18 protein-coding genes and 1 pseudogene are annotated in these 22,123 nt (G+C 52.0%); 8 read left to right on the plus strand and 11 right to left on the minus strand.

Features of this window, described 5'->3' with window-relative positions:
* Positions 1 to 259: 259 nt before the first annotated feature.
* From allD to allE, 3 genes and pseudogenes are all read left to right on the plus strand, one after another.
* Positions 260 to 1,309 (plus strand): ureidoglycolate dehydrogenase, encoded by a 1,050-nt coding sequence (gene allD, locus LG381_RS20260; protein ID WP_225762849.1) that lies wholly within the window; start codon positions 260 to 262, stop codon positions 1,307 to 1,309.
* Between the two features lie 21 nt (positions 1,310 to 1,330).
* Positions 1,331 to 2,566, plus strand: a pseudogene (gene allC, locus LG381_RS20265) (allantoate deiminase).
* A 10-nt stretch (positions 2,567 to 2,576) separates the two neighbouring features.
* Entirely contained in the window at positions 2,577 to 3,362 is a 786-nt protein-coding gene (allE, locus tag LG381_RS20270; protein ID WP_225762850.1) for a (S)-ureidoglycine aminohydrolase, read from the plus strand.
* Between the two features lie 232 nt (positions 3,363 to 3,594).
* Here allE and glxK read toward each other — a convergent pair whose 3' ends face one another.
* From glxK to allA, 9 genes are all read right to left on the minus strand, one after another.
* Entirely contained in the window at positions 3,595 to 4,740 is a 1,146-nt protein-coding gene (glxK, locus tag LG381_RS20275) for a glycerate 3-kinase (protein ID WP_225762851.1), read from the minus strand.
* A gap of 21 nt (positions 4,741 to 4,761) precedes the next feature.
* Positions 4,762 to 6,063, minus strand: coding sequence for a uracil/xanthine transporter (locus LG381_RS20280; RefSeq protein WP_085460480.1), 1,302 nt, complete (start codon positions 6,061 to 6,063; stop codon positions 4,762 to 4,764).
* Positions 6,064 to 6,119: 56 nt separating this feature from the next.
* Positions 6,120 to 7,481 (minus strand): allantoinase AllB, encoded by a 1,362-nt coding sequence (gene allB / locus LG381_RS20285; protein WP_000006875.1) that lies wholly within the window; start codon positions 7,479 to 7,481, stop codon positions 6,120 to 6,122.
* 59 nt (positions 7,482 to 7,540) lie between these two features.
* Positions 7,541 to 8,995, minus strand: a complete 1,455-nt coding sequence (locus tag LG381_RS20290; protein WP_225762852.1) for a putative allantoin permease — start codon at positions 8,993 to 8,995, stop codon at positions 7,541 to 7,543.
* Between the two features lie 197 nt (positions 8,996 to 9,192).
* Positions 9,193 to 10,071: a 2-hydroxy-3-oxopropionate reductase gene (glxR, locus tag LG381_RS20295; protein WP_105281318.1), complete on the minus strand. Its 879-nt coding sequence runs from the start codon at positions 10,069 to 10,071 to the stop codon at positions 9,193 to 9,195.
* Positions 10,072 to 10,170: 99 nt separating this feature from the next.
* Positions 10,171 to 10,947 carry a hydroxypyruvate isomerase gene (gene hyi / locus LG381_RS20300; RefSeq protein ID WP_105281317.1) on the minus strand — a complete coding sequence of 259 codons (777 nt, stop codon included), beginning with the start codon at positions 10,945 to 10,947 and terminating at the stop codon, positions 10,171 to 10,173.
* A gap of 12 nt (positions 10,948 to 10,959) precedes the next feature.
* Positions 10,960 to 12,741, minus strand: a complete 1,782-nt coding sequence (gene gcl / locus LG381_RS20305; protein ID WP_001096879.1) for a glyoxylate carboligase — start codon at positions 12,739 to 12,741, stop codon at positions 10,960 to 10,962.
* Between the two features lie 89 nt (positions 12,742 to 12,830).
* Positions 12,831 to 13,646, minus strand: coding sequence for an HTH-type transcriptional repressor AllR (gene allR, locus LG381_RS20310; RefSeq protein WP_000141275.1), 816 nt, complete (start codon positions 13,644 to 13,646; stop codon positions 12,831 to 12,833).
* Positions 13,647 to 13,723: 77 nt separating this feature from the next.
* Entirely contained in the window at positions 13,724 to 14,206 is a 483-nt protein-coding gene (gene allA, locus LG381_RS20315) for an ureidoglycolate lyase (protein ID WP_000776394.1), read from the minus strand.
* A gap of 229 nt (positions 14,207 to 14,435) precedes the next feature.
* On the opposite strand from allA, the gene allS reads away from it, so the two are divergent.
* Together allS and mnmH are read left to right on the plus strand one after the other, a co-directional pair.
* The gene (allS, locus tag LG381_RS20320) at positions 14,436 to 15,362 is read left to right on the plus strand and encodes an HTH-type transcriptional activator AllS (protein WP_137326283.1); all 927 of its coding nucleotides are present in this window, start codon (positions 14,436 to 14,438) and stop codon (positions 15,360 to 15,362) included.
* Positions 15,363 to 15,430: 68 nt separating this feature from the next.
* A complete protein-coding gene (mnmH, locus tag LG381_RS20325; RefSeq protein ID WP_225762853.1) occupies positions 15,431 to 16,525 on the plus strand; it encodes a tRNA 2-selenouridine(34) synthase MnmH in 1,095 nt (364 codons plus the stop codon).
* A gap of 141 nt (positions 16,526 to 16,666) precedes the next feature.
* Here the strand turns inward: mnmH and ybbP are convergent, their stop codons facing one another.
* A complete protein-coding gene (ybbP, locus tag LG381_RS20330) occupies positions 16,667 to 19,081 on the minus strand; it encodes a putative ABC transporter permease subunit YbbP (RefSeq protein ID WP_225762854.1) in 2,415 nt (804 codons plus the stop codon).
* Positions 19,078 to 19,764, minus strand: coding sequence for a putative ABC transporter ATP-binding protein YbbA (gene ybbA / locus LG381_RS20335; RefSeq protein ID WP_001110573.1), 687 nt, complete (start codon positions 19,762 to 19,764; stop codon positions 19,078 to 19,080). Before ybbA ends, ybbP begins: the two co-directional genes overlap by 4 nt.
* Between ybbA and tesA the strand changes: the two genes are divergently transcribed.
* Genes tesA through cnoX form a run of 3 tightly spaced genes read left to right on the plus strand, consistent with a single transcriptional unit; the run spans position 19,735 to position 22,072 of the window.
* A complete protein-coding gene (tesA, locus tag LG381_RS20340; protein ID WP_001295836.1) occupies positions 19,735 to 20,358 on the plus strand; it encodes a multifunctional acyl-CoA thioesterase I/protease I/lysophospholipase L1 in 624 nt (207 codons plus the stop codon). The genes ybbA and tesA overlap by 30 nt on opposite strands.
* Positions 20,348 to 21,157: an NADP(+)-dependent aldehyde reductase gene (gene ybbO, locus LG381_RS20345; RefSeq protein WP_000148958.1), complete on the plus strand. Its 810-nt coding sequence runs from the start codon at positions 20,348 to 20,350 to the stop codon at positions 21,155 to 21,157. The genes tesA and ybbO overlap by 11 nt, the downstream gene beginning before the upstream one ends.
* Positions 21,158 to 21,217: 60 nt before the next feature.
* Positions 21,218 to 22,072, plus strand: a complete 855-nt coding sequence (gene cnoX / locus LG381_RS20350) for a chaperedoxin (protein WP_001295322.1) — start codon at positions 21,218 to 21,220, stop codon at positions 22,070 to 22,072.
* Positions 22,073 to 22,123: the final 51 nt, after the last annotated feature.

The raw sequence follows: 22,123 nt of genomic DNA on the forward strand, positions 1-22,123 counted from the left end.
TCACGGTATCGATGACCGATGAAAAATAAGGTGATGAATATCACACAGGAATTATTAGCAAAAGAATTCAAATAACCGCCAGACTATTATCTGCTAATTTTTAACAAGCAGGGTTATTTTAAAAAACAAACCAAAAGTGCGCGGATTATCAAATAAATTCTAACTATATTTTTTTGCCTGTCTGGATCACATAATCCAGATATTTTCCCTGTATGTTAATTGCAGTCATGCTTCACACCGTCGTTAAAAAGGAAGACAGATGAAAATCAGTCGGGAAACACTCCACCAGCTAATCGAGAATAAACTCTGCCAGGCTGGATTAAAACGTGAGCACGCTGCAACCGTGGCTGAAGTATTGGTTTATGCCGATGCCAGAGGGATCCACTCTCATGGCGCGGTACGCGTGGAATACTACGCAGAACGTATTTCAAAAGGCGGCACCAACCGCGAACCGGAGTTCCGTCTTGAAGAGACGGGACCGTGTTCGGCAATTTTACATGCCGACAATGCCGCCGGGCAGGTCGCCGCGAAAATGGGCATGGAACATGCCATTAAAACAGCACAACAAAATGGCGTTGCGGTGGTCGGTATCAGCCGGATGGGTCACAGCGGCGCAATCTCTTACTTTGTGCAGCAGGCAGCTCGCGCCGGATTAATTGGTATTTCGATGTGCCAGTCCGATCCAATGGTGGTGCCGTTTGGCGGCGCGGAAATTTACTACGGTACTAACCCACTGGCCTTTGCCGCGCCGGGAGAAGGCAACGAGATCCTTACCTTTGATATGGCGACTACCGTACAGGCATGGGGAAAAGTGCTCGACGCCCGCTCGCGTAATATGTCTATCCCGGATACCTGGGCGGTCGATAAAAACGGTGCACCAACAACCGATCCGTTCGCGGTACATGCTCTGCTCCCCGCCGCTGGGCCGAAAGGGTATGGCCTGATGATGATGATTGACGTCCTCTCAGGCGTGTTACTCGGCTTACCGTTCGGGCGACAGGTTAGTTCGATGTATGACGATTTACACGCCGGGCGTAATTTGGGGCAATTACATGTAGTTATTAACCCGAACTTTTTCTCCTCCAGCGAAATATTCCGTCAACATCTTAGCCAGACCATGCGTGAATTAAATGCCATTACCCCCGCGCCCGGTTTTAACCAGGTTTATTATCCCGGTCAGGATCAGGATATTAAACAACAAAAAGCCGCCGTCGAAGGCATCGAAATTGTTGATGACATTTACCAGTATTTAATTTCCGACGCGCTTTATAACACGTCATACGAAACGAAAAATCCCTTTGCGCAATAATTATTGAGACAGGACTTTCTTATGATTACACATTTTCGTCACGCTATAGAAGAAACGCTGCCCTGGCTTTCCTCTTTTGGCGCGGATCCAACGGGTGGGATGACCCGTTTACTTTATTCGCCGGAATGACTGGAAACCCAGCAGCAATTTAAAAAAAGAATGGCAGCAAGTGGGCTGGAAACACGTTTCGATGACGTGGGGAATTTATACGGTCGCCTGAGTGGCAGCGAATATCCACAGGAAGTGGTTCTGAGCGGTTCGCATATCGATACCGTGGTTAACGGCGGTAACCTCGACGGGCAATTCGGCGCACTGGCGGCGTGGCTGGCAATTGACTGGCTGAAAACACAATACGGCGCGCCGCTACGTACTGTCGAAGTGGTGGCGATGGCGGAAGAAGAAGGCAGCCGCTTCCCGTATGTCTTCTGGGGCAGTAAAAATATCTTTGGGCTGGCGAATCCTGACGACGTGCGGAATATCTGTGATGCCAAAGGAAATAGTTTTGTCGATGCGATGAAGGCTTGCGGATTCACTCTGCCGAACGCCCCACTAACTCCGCGTCAGGATATTCAAGCCTTTGTCGAACTGCATATCGAACAGGGCTGTGTGCTGGAAAGTAATGGGCAGTCAATTGGCGTGGTGAATGCAATTGTCGGGCAACGTCGCTATACGGTGACGCTGAACGGCGAATCAAACCATGCAGGCACCACGCCGATGGGCTATCGTCGTGACACGGTTTATGCGTTTAGCCGCATTTGCAATCAGTCCGTAGCCAAAGCGAAAAAGATGGGCGATCCGCTGGTGCTGACCTTTGGCAAAGTGGAGCCGCGCCCAAATACGGTTAACGTAGTGCCGGGTAAAACCACGTTCACCATTGATTGTCGTCACACCGACGCTGCCGTGCTGCGCGATTTCACCCAACAGTTAGAAAACGACATGCGGGCGATTTGCGATGAAATGGACATTGGTATTGATATCGATTTATGGATGGACGAAGAACCGGTGCCGATGAACGAAGAGCTGGTCACCACCCTGACGGAACTGTGTGAAACAGAAAAACTGAATTACCGGGTGATGCACAGTGGTGCCGGGCACGATGCGCAAATTTTCGCGCCTCGCGTGCCGACCTGCATGATTTTCATTCCCAGCATTAACGGGATCAGCCATAACCCGGCGGAACGCACCAATATTACCGACCTTGCCGAAGGGGTCAAAACGTTGGCACTCATGCTTTATCAACTTGCCTGGCAGAAATAAGGAGTTATAAATGGGATATTTAAATAACGTCACCGGTTACCGCGATGATTTACTGGCTAACCGTGCGATTGTTAAACACGGTAATTTCGCGCTGTTAACCCCGGATGGTCTGGTAAAAAATATTATTCCTGGCTTTGAAAATTGTGACGCGACAATCCTGTCCACACCAAAGCTTGGCGCTACGTTTGTCGATTATCTGGTGACGCTGCATCAAAACGGCGGTAATCAGCAGGGATTCGGCGGAGAAGGAATTGAAACGTTCCTGTATGTCATTTCTGGAAATATCACTGCCGAAGCCGAAGGAAAAACATTTGCCTTAAGCGAAGGTGGCTATCTTTATTGCCCGCCAGGCTCCTTAATGACGTTTGTTAATGCCCAGGCCGAAGACAGCCAAATCTTCTTGTATAAGCGCCGCTATGTTCCGGTAGAAGGTCATGCGCCGTGGCTGGTTTCTGGCAATGCCAGCGAACTGGAACACATTCATTATGAAGGCATGGACGATGTTATTCTGCTGGATTTTCTGCCCAAAGAGTTAGGTTTTGATATGAATATGCATATCCTCTCTTTTGCGCCAGGTGCCAGCCACGGTTATATCGAAACCCACGTTCAGGAGCACGGTGCTTATATTCTTTCCGGTCAGGGAGTTTATAACCTCGATAATAACTGGATCCCGGTAAAAAAAGGCGATTACATCTTTATGGGCGCTTATTCTTTACAGGCCGGTTATGGCGTAGGGCGTGGTGAAGCGTTCAGCTATATTTACTCGAAAGATTGCAACCGCGACGTAGAAATTTAAGTCATACCACTCGCCTGATTATTTTTAGCTATGTTGGATTTTGCCACGGTTTATACCGTGGCTTTTTTTGCGGTAAATTCAGGTAAAAAACAGATGCGGGATAAAATGCATCCGCTTCAGGCTGAAAACCGCACAGACAATCCCCTCGCCCCTTTGGGGAGAGGGGGAAAGCCATGCTCGTAGCAATCAGAAGCAGATGCGATATGAACCGCATCCGCTTTAAAGGTAAGAATCAGGGTTTAATTCCCTGACCTATTTTAATGGCGCTGGCAATATTTCGCGCGCTGTTGAAGAGATTGGTTTCACCACTGGCGAGCACTTCGGCTAAAGGTGCCAGACGTGGCAAAATGCTGAACACCGCGTCAATGCCGTACTGGTGCACCACTTCCACGCCATCACCCAATACGCCAGCAATCCCAATCACCGGTACATTAAACTGCTTCGCCACCGACGCCACGCCCAGCGGCGCTTTACCGCCTGCCGTTTGCGAGTCGATGCGCCCTTCCCCGGTGATCACCAGCGCCGCCCCCTGCACCGCCTGCTCCAGGTTGACCGCCCGCAGTACAATCTCAATACCCGGTTTAATATCCGCATTGAGAAATACCGCCGCCGCAATACCCATACCGCCCGCCGCGCCGCCGCCCGCCATCTGGCAGACATTGATTTCCGTTTGCTGCTGCAAAACACGGGCGAAATTTTGCAGCCCCTGCTCCAGCTCTTCGACCATCTCCGGCGTTGCCCCTTTTTGCGGGCCAAACACCGCCGCCGCGCCGCGTGCCCCTACCAGCGGGTTATCAACATCACACGCCACTTCAATATGACAGCTCGCCAGACGCGGATCGCATTCCTCCATCTCAATGCTTGCCACACGCGCTAAATTGCCGCCGTTTGCCGCCAGCGCCTGACCGTCGGCATCAATGAAACGCACACCGAGCGCCTGCGCCATGCCCATACCACCGTCTACCGTCGCGCTGCCGCCAATGCCGAGAATAATATGGCGAATGCCGTTATCCAGCGCATGACGAATCAGCTCGCCGGTGCCATAACTTGACGCCAGCAACGGATTACGCTTTTCAGGCGCGACCAGCATCAGGCCACTTGCTGCCGCCATCTCAATCACCGCCGTTTTCCCGTCGCCGGTAAGGCCATAAAAAGCATTCACTTTTTCGCCCATCGGCCCACAGACTTCGAGCGTCACGATGTTGCCGCCCGTCGCGGCAACCATCGCATCCACCGTTCCTTCGCCGCCATCTGCTATTGGCAAACAGATATAGTGCGCATCGGGAAAGAGGGTCGAAAACCCGGCTTTAATTGCCTGACAACATTTTTCTGCACTTAAGCTCTCTTTAAACGAGTCTGGCGCAATGACAATCTTCATTATCAATCCTTTTTCAACAAATTATTCGATGCGTTCCCACGGAATAAGGTTATCCATAAGAACAGCCAGTAAAATTCCGACCAGTAAGCCGTTACTGAGCAGAGGACGAAGCGTTAATGGAAGGTCTTGCAGATACACAGGCGGTAATGCCATTAAAAATATGCCGACAAATAACGGCAATGCGAGTCGATAAATATTGCGCGCGGTAAACGTTATTTGCTGACTAAACACCAGCGCGGAAAAGAGTAAAGGCAGATAAGAAACCAGCATGACCGCGCTACTCACTGGTAAAGGGATACTGCAAAATAGTCGCGTGAGTGCCGGAACCAGTGCCACCAGCAGGCAAATAACGCTGCCATAAATAAACGAACGCCGCGTGTAATCGCCAGTCTGGGTTAATAAACCAATGGATGAAACAAACGGCGAGAATGGTATTACCGCCAGCGGCACGGTTATCAGCGTCATAAATCCGGTTGCCACAAAGCTGCGACGATAACGCGTATTCCCCGCGCCCTGCTGCGGATAAAAAACATCCGTGCCCCGAATCGCACCGTAGGTATTACTGATATTCACCAGACCTGTAATCACCGCCGTCAGAATAATTCCCGGCGACAACGCACCGCCACTGCCGAGCGGGAACCACTGCCAGTGCAACTCACCGGAGAGCGAATGCGAAGAAGGAAAGCAAAAGTACCACAACAACCAGCCGGTTATCGTGCCGACCAACAGGCCGTAACGGGCAAAACGTTGCGGCAGGAAGATAATCATCCCCAGTACCAGGCACATCACCGCCACCGAGAGCGCGAACGGCGGTAACTGAATTTTAAAATTCGGGTCGGCTATGCCAAACGGCAGCCCGAGCATACCTTTGAAAAAGATAGTAGTCAGCTGCGCGCCCAGCATCAGCATAAACAGCACCATCACCGTCGGAGTAAACAACCGCGCAAGGCGATGACCTAATCCACTAAGTCCAATCAATATCGTCAGCACGCCGGAAATCGCAATCCCCACCGCCAGACTGGTGGCGATATCATTGACAGGCGTTCCGCGCGATGCTTCGCCAAGGGTGATAGTGAGGATAGTTCCCCACCACAGGCCGCCTGGCCCTTCCATAATAGCGCGACGATGACCGCAGAACGCCTGAGCGAAGCAGGCCAGTGCAGTAGCAAGAAAAGCATATTGGGTGAGCGTAAGCAGACTACTTTGCGGCAACTGAAAAGCCGAAAGCAGCGTAGGAGGAACCACAACCGTGTTGCAAAAAATAAAGAAAAACCACTGAAATCCTGATAACAGGCTTTCGCGGCTCACTGCAAAATTGAACATAAACACACCTTAACCGGAGAATGCCCGCCGCGAAGGCGGGCATTGCAGGGGCCAGATTACTGCTGATGTTTAAGGATAAATTGACCTTTCGGCGCAACAGGGAAGCCCTGTTCGATGTCGTAAATCACATCACCACGTAAGATGGTTTTCGTGATACGCGCGCCAATGGTTCGGCCAACATACGGGCTGACTTTGTGGCGATATTCCAAATCGTCATTGGTAAGAACATAGCTGCTATTCGGTTGAATGAAGACAAAGTCGGCATCTTTTCCTGGGGCGATACGACCTTTTTGCTGCAGACCGAAGATATCTGCTGCATTAGTCGCCATTAATTTGCCGAACATGGCCAGAGACATACCGCGTTTCTGTACTGCTTCATCGAACATCACGTCCATGCAGCTTTGCAGACCGGCGATACCGCCCCATGCTTTCATGATGTTACCGGCTTTCATTTCCGGCGGGCATGGAGAGTGGTCGGAAACCAGGCAGTCGATTTCACCGTTAAACAGTTTTTCCCACATGCCTTTCTGGTTTTCCAGATCGCGGATCGGCGGTGAACACTTCGCCAGGGTGCCAATTTCTTCGAACTGATCGGTATCCAGCACAAAGTAATGCGGGCAGGATTCACAGGTAACATCCTGACCTTCCTGACGCGCACGAGTCACTTCCTCAACACCTTCCGGGCTGCTGATGTGGCAAACGTGCAGACGGCAACCGGCAACTTTCGCCAGGTACAGTACGCGGCGAATCGCTTCCACTTCGGTAAATACCGGACGAGAAGCCACATAATCATGTGCGGTTACGCGACCTTCACGCTTCGCTTCTTCGCCCAGTTCATCACAGATCAGAGCGTTTTCGCAGTGCACCAGCACCGGCTGCCCCATTTCGCCCAGCTTCTGCGCGCCTTTGAAGAACTGCCAGTCGTTTACGTCACGGAAGTCGTTGTCGATACCACGATCGCCACAGGTCGCAACGAAGCATTTGAAGCCGACAACGCCCACTTCATCCAGTTCGTGCAGACGGTCGATGTTGTAAGAGACCAGGCCTCCCAGTTGTGCCGCATCGACAGTCAACTTACCTTTAGCGGCGTCGAACTTCAGTTCAATCGATGCGCGATCAACGGTTGCTGGCAACTGGTTGAGCGGCATTTCGATCATGGTGGTGATACCGCCTTTTGCCGCTGCGCGAGTGCCGGTTTCATAACCTTCCCAGTGGCTACGACCCGGTTCAGAAATATGGCTGTGCGCATCGACCATGCCCGGAGAAACCACCAGACCAGACGCATCCATAACTTCTTTTGCATCGCCCAGATCCTGACCGATAGCGGCAATTTTTCCGCCTTTAACGGCGATATCTACAACGCGAGCTTCGTTTTCTAAAATGACGGTGCCGTTTTTAATAATTAAATCAAAAGACATAACAAACTCCTTGTAAAATACAGATTGTTTTTTAACTCAATGTTCAATATCGGGATTAATTAACCTGTGACTTTTTGCTCTCCTGTTTTTTCTACTGCTGTGCGTTTCTTTAATAAAGCGTAGGCCGCAAAGGCGACGATGACGCCGACAAACCATGAAACACGCGATAACGGCTCCATGACCGGAATAAATTTACCGCCGAGAGATAAAATAACCGCCACCAGAGTGACTGAGAATGCAGTGAGGTTAAAACCGTTATCGTAATATTTAAAATCACCTGGTGCGGTGTACAGTTCATCAAGATTAATTTGCCCGCGCATTACTACGAAATAATGCGCCATCATCACACCAATTACCGGCCCCAACATCCCACCGATAATATCGAGGAACAAATAAATACTGTCCTGGTTTTCCATTAATTTCCACGGGCAGATCAGCAGGCTGATAATACTGGCAATCAGTACACCGTTTTTATAGGTCAGTTTCGTCGGTGCAATAGCGGCAATCTGATAACCAGCCGGAATAATATTACCGGTGGCGTTAGTGGAGATGGTTGTCATCAGAATAACCAGTACCGCAAAGAACGAGGCAAACAGGCTGTCCCAACGCTGAACAATATCCAGCACGTTCCAGGTGTCAGCGCCGTAATGAATACTGGCTCCGGCAATAATACATACCCCGGCGACCGCAAACAGAATATAGGCCACAACCAAACCGAGCGTTTGCCCCAGCGCCTGCTCACGGAAAGAGTGAGCGTTTTGCGTAAAGTCTGATGCGCTCACCGCCGGTGCCGCCCAGACCGCAACCACCGCGTTGATCACCACCAGGAACAGGAAGCCACTATTTTCTGCTTTCTGAATACCGCCAGGAATGTAGTCAAAGATTGGAGCAATCCCTACCAGCGAAATCGCCCAAATTGCCATACCGCCGAAGACGATATAGATGCACGGGTTAAGAATAGCGGTGAATTTATTTAAAACTTTGCCACCGCCAAAACCAATACCAACGTTAACCAGCCAGAAGAGTAAGAAAGTGATTAAGCCCGGTAGAGAAAGCCCTAACAGGGTAAAATCACCGCCGAGAGTTAAAAATCCCGGCCAGATTTTGCCAATCAGGATCAAGCAGGCCAGCGATCCAGCATAACACTGCAAACCAAACCACATGATGGCGGCAATCCCGCCTCTTAACAGTCCGGGAAACAGTGCGCCACGCACGCCATACGAAGCTCGCAGGATCATAGCAAAAGGCACGCCGTATTTACTGCCCGCAGCACCGTTTAATACCATTACCGCAGCTATAAAAAAGGCGCTAAGGATAATTGCCAGCATAATACTAAAAGTAGACAAGCCGAAAATAAAAAAGCCGCCGACCATTACATAATTGGGAACGTTATGAACCGAACCCATCCATAAGGTAAAGTAGTTAAATGTTTTCCAGGTACGTTGACTTTGTGTTTTCGGTAATAAATCTTCGCTATATCCGCGTTGCTGGAATAGTTTTCTCTGATGTTCCATAAATCCCTCTTAATTTCACGTATCGAATAACGCTGTTTTAATCTAGCCATGAGGAACTAATAAAATAAAAAATAATTTTTAATACTGAAGCAACGTCGTTGGCTGCTTTCTTTTTTTACTGCTGGCCGAATCAATTATTTGATATCGGCCATTTTTATTGCAGGCATCGAGGCTTTATCGGCAACGATGCCTTTTTATCAGGCGAGTTTATGATTCGCCATTAACTCCAGCGCCTGCACTAATGCAGAGTGATCCAACTGGCTGCCGCCGTTTGCCGCACAGGTATTAAATAACTCCTGGCAGGTTGCGGTGTTTGGCAGATTCAGCGCCAGTGCTTTCGCACTTTGCAGCGCCAGGTTGAGATCTTTCTGGTGCAGAGCGATTTTGAAGCCCGGATTAAAGGTGCGTTTAATCATTCGCTCACCGTGAACTTCCAGAATGCGCGAGGAAGCAAAGCCGCCCATCAGCGCCTGGCGCACACGCACCGGATCGGCACCGGCTTTCGATGCAAACAGCAGGGCTTCAGAAACCGCTTCAATATTGAGCGCCACGATAATCTGGTTTGCTACTTTACAGGTCTGACCGTCGCCGTTACCGCCCACGAGGGTGATATTTTTACCGAGCAGTTCAAACAGCGGTTTAACACGTTCAAATACCGCTTCGTCGCCACCAACCATAATTGACAATGTCCCTTCACGGGCGCCGATTTCGCCGCCGGAGACTGGCGCGTCGAGATAATCGCCGCCCAGTTCATTCACCTGACGGGCGAAACGTTTAGTTTCAATCGGTGAAATGGAGCTCATATCAACAATGGTTTTGCCCTTCAGAGACGCTTTGGTGCAGCCATTTTCACCAAACAGAACTTCTTCAACCTGTGGCGTATCCGGTACCATAATAAAAATGATGTCTGACGCTTCTGTTACCTGGCGCGCAGTGTCAACGCTGACGGCACCGAGTGACAGTAATTCATCAGCAACCGAACCAATAGTTGTGACATGCAGTTGATGACCGGCGCGCGCCAGATTAATGGCCATCGGAGTACCCATAATGCCTAAGCCAATAAATCCCAGTTTCATATTTAGCCTCTTTTAAATGTCGCTTTTCCTGAATTCAGACAACGCGATCCCCTGCCGACGTAGCGGCCTAAAAAAGCATTGTCTGAACAGCGTTACGTTTTAACGGTACGGTTTCATCCAGCCTAAACCGGCTTCCGTGGTGGTTCTGGGTTTATATTCACAGCCAACCCAACCGTTGTAGTCAGAATTTTCAATTACCTTAAAGAGATAATCGTAATTAATTTCTCCGGTTCCCGGTTCGCCACGATGTGGATTATCGGCGATTTGCAGGTGACCAATTTTATCGGCCCATTGGGTCATGGTGTTGGTTAATTCACCTTCCATCCTCTGCATATGATAAATGTCATACTGAATTTTCAAATTGCAGCAGCCTACATCATCAATCAGTTTCAGCGCCTGCTGAGTTCCGGTGAGATGGAAACCAGGGATATCGAAATGGTTGATAGGTTCAATCAGTAATAAAATATCTTCTTTCATCAACATATTCGCGGCATAACGCAGGTTTTCCACAAGCGTTGCGTGAATCTGTTCACTGCTGAAACCCGCCGGAGTTTTACCGACCAGACAGTTGATTTTTTTATTACCCAGCGCACGGGCATAACGAATCGCCGCTGCTACGCCATCACGAAACTCTTCTTCACGGCCAGGAATACAGGCAATACCCCGCTCGCCCGCCGCCCAGTCACCCGCAGGTAAATTATGCAGCGTATGCTCGAGTTTATTACTCGCCAGCACCTGTTTTAACTCTTCAATGTCGTAGTCATAAGGGAACATAAATTCAACGCCGCGAAAACCACACTGCGCGGCTTTCTCAAAACGGGCGAGAAAATCATATTCGCCAAATAACATCGATAAATTAGCAGAGAAACGTAACATTATTTATCTCCCTTATTCATAGTGCATGAAGCAGGTTTCAGTCGGCGCGTCCGCTGCGTTATCGGCGATATCTTCAAATTCCATAACGTTATCCAGTTCGCTACCCATCGAAATATTGGTTACTCGCTCCAGCATAATTTCCACCACCACCGGGACTCGGTACTGATTCATTAAGACTTTCGCTTGTTCAAAGGCCGGTGCAATATCTTCCGGTTTGAAAACGCGAATCGCTTTACAACCTAAACCTTCTGCCACTTTCACGTGGTCAACGCCATAACCGTTCACATCACTGGAGTTAATATTTTCAAACGCAAGCTGTACGCAGTAATCCATATCAAATGCACGCTGCGACTGACGAATCAGGCCGAGATAGGCGTTATTAACCAGCACATGGATGTACGGAATATTGAACTGTGCGCCAACGGCTAATTCTTCAATCAGGAACTGGAAGTCGAAGTCACCGGAAATCGCCACCACATTACGCTCTGGATCAGCCGCACACACACCCAGCGCCGCCGGAATGGTCCAGCCCAGCGGGCCTGCCTGACCACAGTTGATCCAGTGACGGTCTTTAAAGACATGCAGCATTTGCGCCGCAGCGATTTGTGACAGACCGATGGTGGTGACATAGCAAACATCGCGACCAAAGGCTTTGTTCATCTCTTCATACACGCGCTGCGGTTTCACCGGCACGTTGTCGAAGTGAGTTTTACGCAGCAAAGTGCGTTTGCGCTGCTGGCAGTCGGCGACCCACTCTTTACGACACGGCAGACGACCGGCTTTTTGCATCTCCTGCGCCACTTCAACCAGCAGCGTCAGTGCCGCTTTGGCGTCGGAGACAATACCCAGATCCGGGCACAGTACGCGGCCAATTTGCGTCGGTTCAATATCGATATGGACGATTTTGCGCCCTTCGGTGTATTTCTCTACCGAACCGGTATGACGGTTGGCAAAACGGTTACCGATACCAAACACCATGTCGGACGCCAGCAATGTTGCGTTACCGTAACGATGCGCAGTTTGCAGACCCACCATCCCGGCCATCAGTTCATGATCGTCCGGGATACAGCCCCAGCCCATCAGCGTTGGGATCACCGGAACGCTGGTCAGTTCAGCAAACTGTTGTAACAGCGCGGCTGCGTCAGCATTGATAACCCCGCCCCCGGCAACGATCACTGGACGCTCAGCCTGGATTAACATTTCTACGGCTTTTTCGATCTGCATACGGCTGGCAGCAGGTTTGTAGACCGGCAGCGGTTCGTACATATCAGGATCAAACTCGATTTCCGCTACCTGAACGTCGAACGGTAAATCCACCAGTACCGGCCCCGGACGACCAGAACGCATCAGGTGAAATGCCTGTTGCAGCACACGAGGCACCAGCGCCGCTTCACGTACTGTAACCGCCATTTTACTGACCGGTTTAGCAATTGCTTCAATATCAACGGCCTGGAAATCTTCTTTATGCAAACGGGCGCGCGGAGCCTGGCCGGTAATGCACAAAATAGGAATGGAATCAGCAGAAGCGGAATAGAGCGCGGTGATCATGTCAGTGCCTGCTGGTCCCGATGTTCCCAGACATACGCCGATATTCCCTGCCGTTGCGCGGGTGTAGCCTTCCGCCATGTGCGACGCACCTTCCACGTGACGCGCCAGAATGTGACGAATACCGCCGTGCTTACGCATCGCTGAATAGAAAGGATTGATTGCTGCTCCCGGAACGCCGAAGGCGGTGGTGATACCTTCTTTCTCCAGCACATACATTGCCGCGTCAACGGCTCTCATTTTTGCCATTTTCTTCCTACCTCAATTAATTGGAAAAATTTTCCAACTTTCAAATTTTGTCAAAAAAACCCGCTCCGCAGAGCGGGATGCGACAGACACTATGGATGTGCTTTCAGTCCCAACGCCGTGCTGATATCGCGGGCGGTGTCTCTGACCAGCTCACCCTGACTGACAAAACGATCTTCTGTCAGTCTTGATGAAGGCCCGGAGATGGAGATAGCGGCAACAACACTACCCACATCATCGTAAATTGCTGAAGCTATGCAATTCAGGCCAACAACATGCTCTTCTTTATCTACGGTATAGCCCAGTTCACGCGCTTGTTCCAGATCCTTCAGCAAGGTGGGCATATCCACAAGCGTAGTTGGCGTAAACTGCTGCAAACCGGTTTGCAGGATGATGCTCATCAGCTCCTCTTCCGCCAGCGGATAAAGCAGCGCCTTGCCTGCGCCGGAAGCATGTAACGGCAGACGACTGCCCAGCGGCGCACACATCCTGACCATCGATTTACACTCTAACTGACCAATTAATACTGCTTCATTGCCGTTACGAATCGCGACATTGACCGTTTCGCCGGAAAGTAACATCAGGCGGCGCATAAACGGCCCGGCGACGGAGAGGACATCGCGGTTATGGATGTACGCCGCACCGACGTTAAAAACACCTAATCCTATATGCCACCAGCCTAACTGACTGTCCTGATAGACAAAATCCGCTGCCTGTAAAACCTTCAGCAGGCGAAAGGTCGTGGAGAGCGGCAAATCCAGATTGAGAGAAATATCGCTAACTGACGAACTTCCCCCACTTTTTTCCAGATATTGCAGAATCGCAATTCCCCGCTCTAACGCCTGTGCGCCCTTCTGTGCCACAGGCTCCGCCTGTCCTGGCCTGCCGCGCCGTCTAACTTCCGTCATACCTACGTTAACTCCGACCTACAAGTGAGCATAAACAATGAACAATTCGTTTATCTTATGCAAGTCGGTTGTAGGCGTCACGCAAAACAGAGCTCCTGCTCAGGAATACTTTCGACATCACAGTTGTCACTGCCGCCGCGATCGATGGTCAGAAAATCGGTGACGCGCTGCCAGGCGAAAAGCGGGTGATGCCAGACATTACGATGGTAATTCACCCCCTGCTCACCGTTGGTGATAAACGCCCGCAGCGTTGTCAGGTCTGGTTTGTCGTCACCTAACGCCACGACCACCACAAACACTTCCCCTTTCATCGGGATAAACGCCTGAGTGCCCAGCGGATGACGTTCGAGTTCGTGAATGGTCAGCGGCAGCCTGGCAGGTTGCGCGCGGTTAATGCTAATCAGAGTACGGTCTTGCTCAAGAATCTCAACCAGCGCCAAATCGTGATAACGCTCCACCAGGCCATTGTTAATATGAAAAAAATCCCGTTGCTGCGTTTCGATTACGTCGCCATAAGCACTGAAGGCTTCCTGACTTAACGGTAATACCTGAAGTTTCATCTTGTTGTCCTTGTAACATAATTCCGTTCAACCAGCGCCGACCGGTCAGCTTGGTTTCAATAACAGGCAATCTAAAACCTTAAGAGAACAACATCAACACAAAAGTTGGAATATTTTTCCAAAACTAGATTTAGCCCACAAATCACACAGGGTTATCATGTAAAAATACAAGTAAATCAAAGGACAGCAAAATCACGCAACTTGCGGATTTAAAAGGGGATACCTGAAGATGTTTGATCCAGAAACCTTGCGGACTTTCATTGCGGTTGCTGAAACAGGAAGTTTTTCAAAAGCGGCAGAACGATTATGCAAAACCACGGCGACCATCAGTTATCGCATTAAACTTCTGGAAGAGAATACCGGGGTGGCGTTGTTTTTCCGCACGACTCGCAGCGTGACATTGACAGCGGCAGGCGAGCATCTGCTTTGTCAGGCCAGAGACTGGCTGAGCTGGCTGGAAAGTATGCCCAGCGAGCTGCAACAGGTGAATGATGGCGTAGAACGCCAGGTGAATATTGTCATCAACAACCTGCTCTACACCCCCCAGGCCGTCGCCCAATTGCTGGCGTGGCTGAATGAACGTTACCCGTTTACCCAGTTTCACATCTCCCGGCAAATCTATATGGGCGTCTGGGATTCTCTATTGTACGAAGGTTTTTCACTGGCTATCGGCGTCACAGGAACCGAGGCGCTGGCAAATACTTTTAGCCTTGATCCTTTAGGTTCGGTGCAATGGCGCTTTGTCATGGCGGCGGATCATCCGCTGGCGAACGTTGAAGAGCCGCTCACAGAAGCGCAGTTACGGCGCTTTCCGGCGGTCAATATTGAAGACAGCGCCCGCACCTTAACAAAGCGAGTCGCCTGGCGATTGCCGGGGCAAAAAGAGATTCTCGTTCCGGACATGGAGACGAAAATCGCTGCCCATCTGGCGGGCGTTGGTATCGGTTTTTTGCCAAAATCACTTTGCCAGTCAATGATCGATAATCAACAACTGGTCAGCCGGGTCATCCCAACGATGCGCCCTCCTTCGCCATTGAGTCTGGCATGGCGCAAATTTGGTAGCGGCAAAGCGGTAGAAGATATTGTGACCTTGTTTACCCAGCGCAGACCAGAAATCAGCGGATTTTTAGAAATTTTCGGCAACTCACACAGTTAAAAATCAAGTTTCCTCGCGCGTTGGCGCGTAAAATAGCGCGCAAGCTGATTTGAGGTTCACTTTTAACTATGCAAGAGAGACACACGGAACAGGACTATCGTGCCCTGCTGATTGCTGATACGCCCATTATTGATGTTCGCGCCCCCATCGAGTTTGAGCAAGGCGCAATGCCCGCCGCTATCAACCTGCCGTTAATGAATAACGATGAACGCGCCGCCGTTGGCACCTGCTATAAACAGCAAGGGTCAGACGCGGCGCTGGCGCTGGGGCATAAACTGGTGGCGGGTGAAATTCGTCAGCAGCGCATGGACGCCTGGCGGGCAGCGTGCCTGCAAAATCCGCAAGGTATTCTCTGCTGCGCCCGTGGCGGTCAACGTTCACATATTGTGCAACGTTGGCTGCATGAAGCGGGGATTGATTATCCGCTGGTGGAAGGCGGTTATAAGGCACTGCGCCAGACCGCGATTCAGGCGACCATTGAACTGTCACAAAAACCGATAGTGCTGATTGGCGGTTGTACCGGCAGTGGTAAAACGCTGTTAGTGCAGCAACAGCCGAACGGTGTCGATCTGGAAGGGCTGGCGCGCCATCGCGGTTCTGCTTTTGGTCGCACGTTACAGCCGCAACTTAGCCAGGCGAGTTTTGAAAACCTGCTGGCTGCCGAGATGCTAAAAACTGACGCCCGTCAGGATCTGCGCCTGTGGGTGCTGGAAGATGAAAGCCGGATGATTGGTTCAAACCATCTGCCGGAATGTCTGCGCGAGCAAATGACCCAGGCGGCGATTGCCGTGGTAGAAGACCCGTTTGAGATCCGTCTTGAACGCCTGAACGAAGAATATTTCTTGCGTATGCATCATGATTTTACCAATGCGTACGGCGACGAACAGGGATGGCAAGCGTATTGCGAATATCTGCATCACGGTCTTTCGGCGATTAAGCGTCGGCTGGGGCTACAACGATATAATGAACTGGCTGCCCGGCTGGATGCGGCGCTGACAACGCAACTCGCAACCGGCAGCACCGACGGTCATATGGCCTGGCTAGTGCCACTGCTTGAAGAGTATTACGACCCGATGTACCGCTATCAGCTTGAGAAAAAAGCGGAAAAGGTTGTCTTTCGCGGTGAGTGGGCGGAAGTGATGGCGTGGGTTAGGGCGCGGTGATGAGCGGTATTCTGAAACGGCGATTGTCGTGAGAACAGAATGATTGCAACAGAATACAGATATAAAAAAACCGACATGACAGTCGGTTTCAGATTGTTGCCAAAGGGCGCACTATTCATGCCGGATGCGCTACGCCTGTCATCACCCCGCAAACTGCCTGAACAGCGCCTTCCCCTTAACCAGTCGCGCGCCCAGCCAGCCGCCGAAAAGCGACAGCAGCAGCGCACCGCTGCACGGCAGCACAATCCACAATCGCCAGTCCGGTTCCCACGGGAAATCAAACACTTTCGATTGCAGTACCGCCAGCGCCGTTTCCGCGCCAATCGCGGCTACCAGGCCAGAAACAAACCCGAGCATGGCGAACTCACACCACAATGTCGTGCGCAGCAGTTTTTTGCCCGCACCGAGAGTGCGCCACACCACCAGCTCCTGATGGCGCTGACGCATTCCCACCTGCACCTGCGCCAGCAACAGCAACATACCGCAGGCGGTGACCAGCACCACCATCACTTCCAGCGCCCGACTTACCTGCTCCAGCACCTGACCGACCTGTTTTAAAATCGCGCCAATGTCTAACAGGCTAATGGTCGGGAACTGGCGGTTAAGTTGCGTCAACATGCCGTTGCCGTTCTCCCAGCGGAAACTGGTGAGCCAGCTTTGCGGCTGCCCGTCCAGCGCCCCTTCCGGGAAAATAAAATAGAAATTAGGCCGCAGACTTTCCCAGTCCACTTTGCGCAGGCTGGTCACTTTAGTGCGGAACTCCTGGGTATCGCCCATAAAAGTCACGGTATCGCCGAGGGTAACTTTTAAGCGTTTCGCCAGCCCCTCTTCCATCGACACTTCATCCGCTTTTGGCGGCCAGTTACCGGCGACAATCGGGTTATGATCGGGCCGCGTATTTTGCCAGGTGAGGTTGAGTTCGCGGTTGAGCGCCTCATCTTCATTGCCTTCTGTCGGCTTGCCGTTAATCGCCGTCAGCCGCGCCCGCACTACCGGATAAAACGATTCCGGGACTATCTGATGTTCCGCGAGGAACGCTTTTAGCGGCGTAACCTGTTCTGTGGCGATGTTGATTAAAAAGTAGTTCGGGCTTTCTGGCGGTAGCTGCTGTTGCCAGCGGTCGAGCAGATCGCCACGCAACACCAGCAGCAGTGCCAGCAGCATAAAGGAGAGCGAAAATGCCGAAAGCTGGCTTAACGTTGACCACGGCTGACGTAACAGGCGGCTGACTGCCAGACGCAGAGGTAGCGATTTTAGCGTCATGCTGCGTAATACATTAAGCAGCATCCAGCCCAGCACACCGCACAGCAAAGCCAGCACTACCGCGCCCGCCAGCACCGCCCAGAGCAGCATACTGCCACCCATTAATCCGGCGAGCAGCAGCACAACCACCACACTGACAATCGGCAGATAAAACTTCAGCGGCCAGACGTTCGCTACCACATCATTACGTAATACGCGTAAAGGCTGCGTTGCCAGCAACAGGCGGTACGGTCGCAGCCCCACCAGCAGCGAGATGACCGTCATGGTGCCGAGCGCCCACAGCCACGGCCAGAGGCTGGCTGGCGGTAGTGCGGCAGGCAGAACGGGCTTGAGCAGCACCATCAACACGTTTTCGAACAACAGACCTATCGCCCCACCGGTAACGGCTGAAAGCGTCAGCACCATCAACCACTGACCGACGATTAGCTTACGCAGTTGCGCTCGCCCTGCTCCCAGCGTTTTGAGGATCGCCACCAGATCGTAGCGACTGCGACAGTAATGATTCATCGCCACAGCCACCGCTGCCACTGCCAGCAGCAAGGTCAGAAGCGCCGAAAGCAGCAGGAACTGCTGCGAGCGTTCCATCGATCGCCCCAGCGCGCCTTCGTCCTGTTCCAGACCGTACCAGCGTTGTTCGGGTTTAAGCTGAGGTAACAGCCATTTCTCATAGCCATCGAGCTGGTTCTCGCTGCCGCCGAATTTATAACGCCAGGTGACCCGACTCCCCGGCTGCACGGCTCCGGTTTTATCGACATCCGCCAGATTCATCATCAGACGCGGAGCCATCTGGAAGGGGTTAAAACCAGAATCCGGTTCCTGAATTACTTCTCCGGCAATCCGCAGTGTGGCATCGCCCACGTCAATGGTGTCGCCCGTTTTCAGGTTAAGGAGCGCCATCAGGCGTGGAGCCAGCAATACGCTGCCCGCCTGCGGTTTCAGGCCAGGGGGATTAGTTTGCAGATCGCCATACATCGGGTAGATATCATCCACCGCCTTGACGTTCGCCAGCTGCGGTGTGTCGCCTGCAAAGGTCATTGTGGCGAAAGTCAGCTGCTTGCCGACTTTCAGGCCGCGCTTTTGCGCTTCCTCCAGCCACGCTTGCGGCACTTCGCGCGAACTGCGCAACGCCCGATCGCCCGCCATAAACTCCCGGCTTTGCTGGCTTAAACCTTTCTCCATGCGATCGCTGATATTGCCCAGCGCCAGCACGCAGGCCACCGCCAGGCTTAGCGCCAGCCAGACAATTAATAGCGACGGCGAGCGCCATTCGCGCCAGAACCAACGTGCAATCATGCTTCCTCCTGCAACTGCCCGTTAACCAGCCGTAAGCAACGGTCGCAGCGCGCCGCCAGTTGCAGGTCGTGAGTCACCATAATCAACGTGGTGCCATGTTCACGGTTGAGGGAAAACAGCAGGTCGGCAATTTTATCGCCCGTCTGGCGGTCAAGGTTGCCGGTGGGTTCGTCGGCAAACAGCACATCAGGCCGACCGTTAAAGGCTCTCGCAAGCGCCACACGTTGCTGTTCGCCGCCGGAAAGCTGTGCCGGAAGATGATCAAGACGTTTACCCAACCCTAACTGTTCGAGCAACGCTTTCGCTCCGTTACGACTTTCTGCGCTACTCTCACCGCGCAGCAGCGCCGGAAGCTCGACGTTTTCCAGCGCGTTAAGGGTAGGAATTAACATAAATGATTGAAAAACAAAGCCTACGTGCTTCGCGCGCAACTTTGCCCGCGCTTCTTCGTCCATATTATGTAGCGGTTGTCCCACCAGACTCACTTCGCCACTGCTGCCGTCATCCAGCCCGGCGAGGATCGCCAGTAAGGTTGATTTACCCGATCCCGACTCGCCCACCAGTGCGATAGTTTCGCCACGTTTGACAACCAGCTCAACTCCGGTGAGGATGGAGAGTTCATGCTCCCCCTGACCGACGGACTTCTTAAGATGATGAACTTCAACAATGTTTTCCGCTGGCATTTGCCCTTCCTGTTCCTGGTTCTGTTAACCTTCCGTGCCGCCGCAGCGGACACGTTATTAATTCTGGGTGATAGCCTGAGCGCCGGGTATCGAATGTCTGCCAGCGCGGCCTGGCCTGCCTTGTTGAATGATAAGTGGCAGAGTAAAACGTCGGTAGTTAATGCCAGCATCAGCGGCGACACCTCGCAACAAGGGCTGGCGCGCCTTCCGGCTTTGCTGAAGCAGCATCAGCCGCGCTGGGTGCTGGTTGAACTGGGCGGCAATGATGGATTGCGTGGTTTTCAGCCACAGCAAACCGAGCAAACGCTGCGCCAGATTTTGCAGGATGTCAAAGCCGCCAACGCTGAACCATTGTTAATGCAAATACGTCTGCCTGCAAACTATGGTCGCCGTTATAATGAAGCCTTTAGCGCCATTTACCCCAAACTCGCCAAAGAGTTTGATGTTCCGCTGCTGCCTTTTTTTATGGAAGAGGTCTACCTCAAGCCACAATGGATGCAGGATGACGGTATTCATCCCAACCGCGACGCCCAGCCGTTTATTGCCGACTGGATGGCGAAGCAGTTGCAGCCTTTAGTAAATCATGACTCATAAAGCAACGGAGATCCTGACAGGTAAAGTTATGCAAAAATCGGTCTTAATTACCGGATGTTCCAGTGGAATTGGCCTGGAAAGCGCGCTCGAATTAAAACGCCAGGGTTTTCATGTGCTGGCAGGTTGCCGGAAACCGGATGATGTTGAGCGCATGAACAGCATGGGATTTACCGGCGTGTTGATCGATCTGGATTCGCCAGAAAGTGTTGATCGCGCAGCCGACGAAGTGATCGCCCTGACCGATAATTGTCTGTATGGGATCTTTAACAATGCCGGATTCGGCATGTATGGCCCCCTTTCCACCATCAGCCGTGCGCAGATGGAACAGCAGTTTTCCGCCAACTTTTTCGGCGCACACCAGCTCACCATGCGCCTGTTACCCGCGATGTTGCCGCACGGTGAAGGGCGTATTGTGATGACCTCATCGGTGATGGGATTAATCTCCACACCGGGTCGTGGCGCTTACGCGGCCAGTAAATATGCGCTGGAGGCGTGGTCAGACGCGCTGCGCATGGAGCTGCGCCACAGCGGAATTAAAGTCAGCCTGATTGAGCCGGGGCCTATTCGTACTCGCTTTACCGACAACGTCAACCAGACGCAAAGTGATAAACCGGTCGAAAACCCTGGCATTGCTGCCCGCTTTACGTTGGGGCCGGAAGCGGTGGTCGCCAAAGTGCGCCATGCTTTTATTAGCGAGAAGCCGAAGATGCGCTATCCGGTGACGCTGGTGACCTGGGCGGTAATGGTGCTCAAACGCCTGCTGCCGGGGCGCGTGATGGACAAAATATTGCAGGGGTGAGTTGAAGCGCGCGCTTAAGCCCCCATGTCAAAGAAAATATCGACAACAGAGAGCGACTCCATGTCCGTAGAAAATATTGTCAACATTAACGAATCTAACCTGCAACAGGTTCTTGAACAGTCGATGACCACACCGGTGCTGTTCTATTTTTGGTCTGAACGTAGCCAGCACTGTTTGCAGTTAACCCCAATTCTGGAAAGCCTCGCGGCGCAGTACAACGGGCAATTTATTCTGGCGAAGCTGGACTGCGATGCGGAGCAGATGATTGCCGCGCAGTTTGGTCTGCGCGCGATTCCGACCGTATATCTGTTCCAGAACGGGCAACCGGTAGACGGCTTCCAGGGGCCGCAACCGGAAGAGGCGATCCGCGCCCTGCTGGATAAAGTGCTGCCGCGCGAAGAAGAGCTGAAAGCGCAGCAGGCGATGCAACTGATGCAGGAAGGCAATTACACCGACGCCCTGCCATTGCTGAAAGACGCCTGGCAGTTGTCGAATCAGAACGGGGAGATCGGCCTGCTACTGGCAGAAACGCTGATTGCGCTGAACCGTTCTGAAGATGCAGAAGCCGTGCTGAAAACCATTCCGTTGCAGGATCAGGACACCCGCTATCAGGGGCTGGTGGCGCAAATCGAACTGCTGAAGCAGGCGGCTGATACGCCGGAAATTCAACAGTTGCAACAGCAGGTAGCGGAGAATCCTGAAGATGCCGCACTGGCAACGCAACTGGCGCTACAGTTGCATCAGGTTGGGCGCAATGAAGAGGCGCTGGAGTTACTGTTCGGGCATCTGCGTAAAGATCTCACCGCCGCAGACGGTCAGACACGTAAAACGTTCCAGGAGATCCTCGCTGCGCTGGGTACGGGGGATGCGCTGGCGTCGAAATATCGCCGCCAGTTGTATGCATTGTTGTATTGATATTCCGTTGATCGGCACATGAACCACAACGCCGGATGCGATGCTGCGCAT

The sequence above is a fragment of the Escherichia sp. Marseille-Q3837 genome, assembly GCF_916618735.1.
GTDB lineage: Bacteria > Pseudomonadota > Gammaproteobacteria > Enterobacterales > Enterobacteriaceae > Escherichia > Escherichia ruysiae.

Excerpts from the sequence above, each read along its gene's own strand:
- allD (WP_225762849.1), top strand. The coding sequence starts at position 260 with ATGAAAATCAGTCGGGAAACACTCCACCAGCTAATCGAGAATAAACTC.
- allE (WP_225762850.1), top strand. The coding sequence starts at position 2,577 with ATGGGATATTTAAATAACGTCACCGGTTACCGCGATGATTTACTGGCT.
- glxK (WP_225762851.1), bottom strand. The coding sequence starts at position 4,740 with ATGAAGATTGTCATTGCGCCAGACTCGTTTAAAGAGAGCTTAAGTGCA.
- LG381_RS20280 (WP_085460480.1), bottom strand. The coding sequence starts at position 6,063 with ATGTTCAATTTTGCAGTGAGCCGCGAAAGCCTGTTATCAGGATTTCAG.
- allB (WP_000006875.1), bottom strand. The coding sequence starts at position 7,481 with ATGTCTTTTGATTTAATTATTAAAAACGGCACCGTCATTTTAGAAAAC.
- LG381_RS20290 (WP_225762852.1), bottom strand. The coding sequence starts at position 8,995 with ATGGAACATCAGAGAAAACTATTCCAGCAACGCGGATATAGCGAAGAT.
- glxR (WP_105281318.1), bottom strand. The coding sequence starts at position 10,071 with ATGAAACTGGGATTTATTGGCTTAGGCATTATGGGTACTCCGATGGCC.
- hyi (WP_105281317.1), bottom strand. The coding sequence starts at position 10,947 with ATGTTACGTTTCTCTGCTAATTTATCGATGTTATTTGGCGAATATGAT.
- gcl (WP_001096879.1), bottom strand. The coding sequence starts at position 12,741 with ATGGCAAAAATGAGAGCCGTTGACGCGGCAATGTATGTGCTGGAGAAA.
- allR (WP_000141275.1), bottom strand. The coding sequence starts at position 13,646 with ATGACGGAAGTTAGACGGCGCGGCAGGCCAGGACAGGCGGAGCCTGTG.
- allA (WP_000776394.1), bottom strand. The coding sequence starts at position 14,206 with ATGAAACTTCAGGTATTACCGTTAAGTCAGGAAGCCTTCAGTGCTTAT.
- allS (WP_137326283.1), top strand. The coding sequence starts at position 14,436 with ATGTTTGATCCAGAAACCTTGCGGACTTTCATTGCGGTTGCTGAAACA.
- mnmH (WP_225762853.1), top strand. The coding sequence starts at position 15,431 with ATGCAAGAGAGACACACGGAACAGGACTATCGTGCCCTGCTGATTGCT.
- ybbP (WP_225762854.1), bottom strand. The coding sequence starts at position 19,081 with ATGATTGCACGTTGGTTCTGGCGCGAATGGCGCTCGCCGTCGCTATTA.
- tesA (WP_001295836.1), top strand. The coding sequence starts at position 19,735 with ATGAACTTCAACAATGTTTTCCGCTGGCATTTGCCCTTCCTGTTCCTG.
- ybbA (WP_001110573.1), bottom strand. The coding sequence starts at position 19,764 with ATGCCAGCGGAAAACATTGTTGAAGTTCATCATCTTAAGAAGTCCGTC.
- ybbO (WP_000148958.1), top strand. The coding sequence starts at position 20,348 with ATGACTCATAAAGCAACGGAGATCCTGACAGGTAAAGTTATGCAAAAA.
- cnoX (WP_001295322.1), top strand. The coding sequence starts at position 21,218 with ATGTCCGTAGAAAATATTGTCAACATTAACGAATCTAACCTGCAACAG.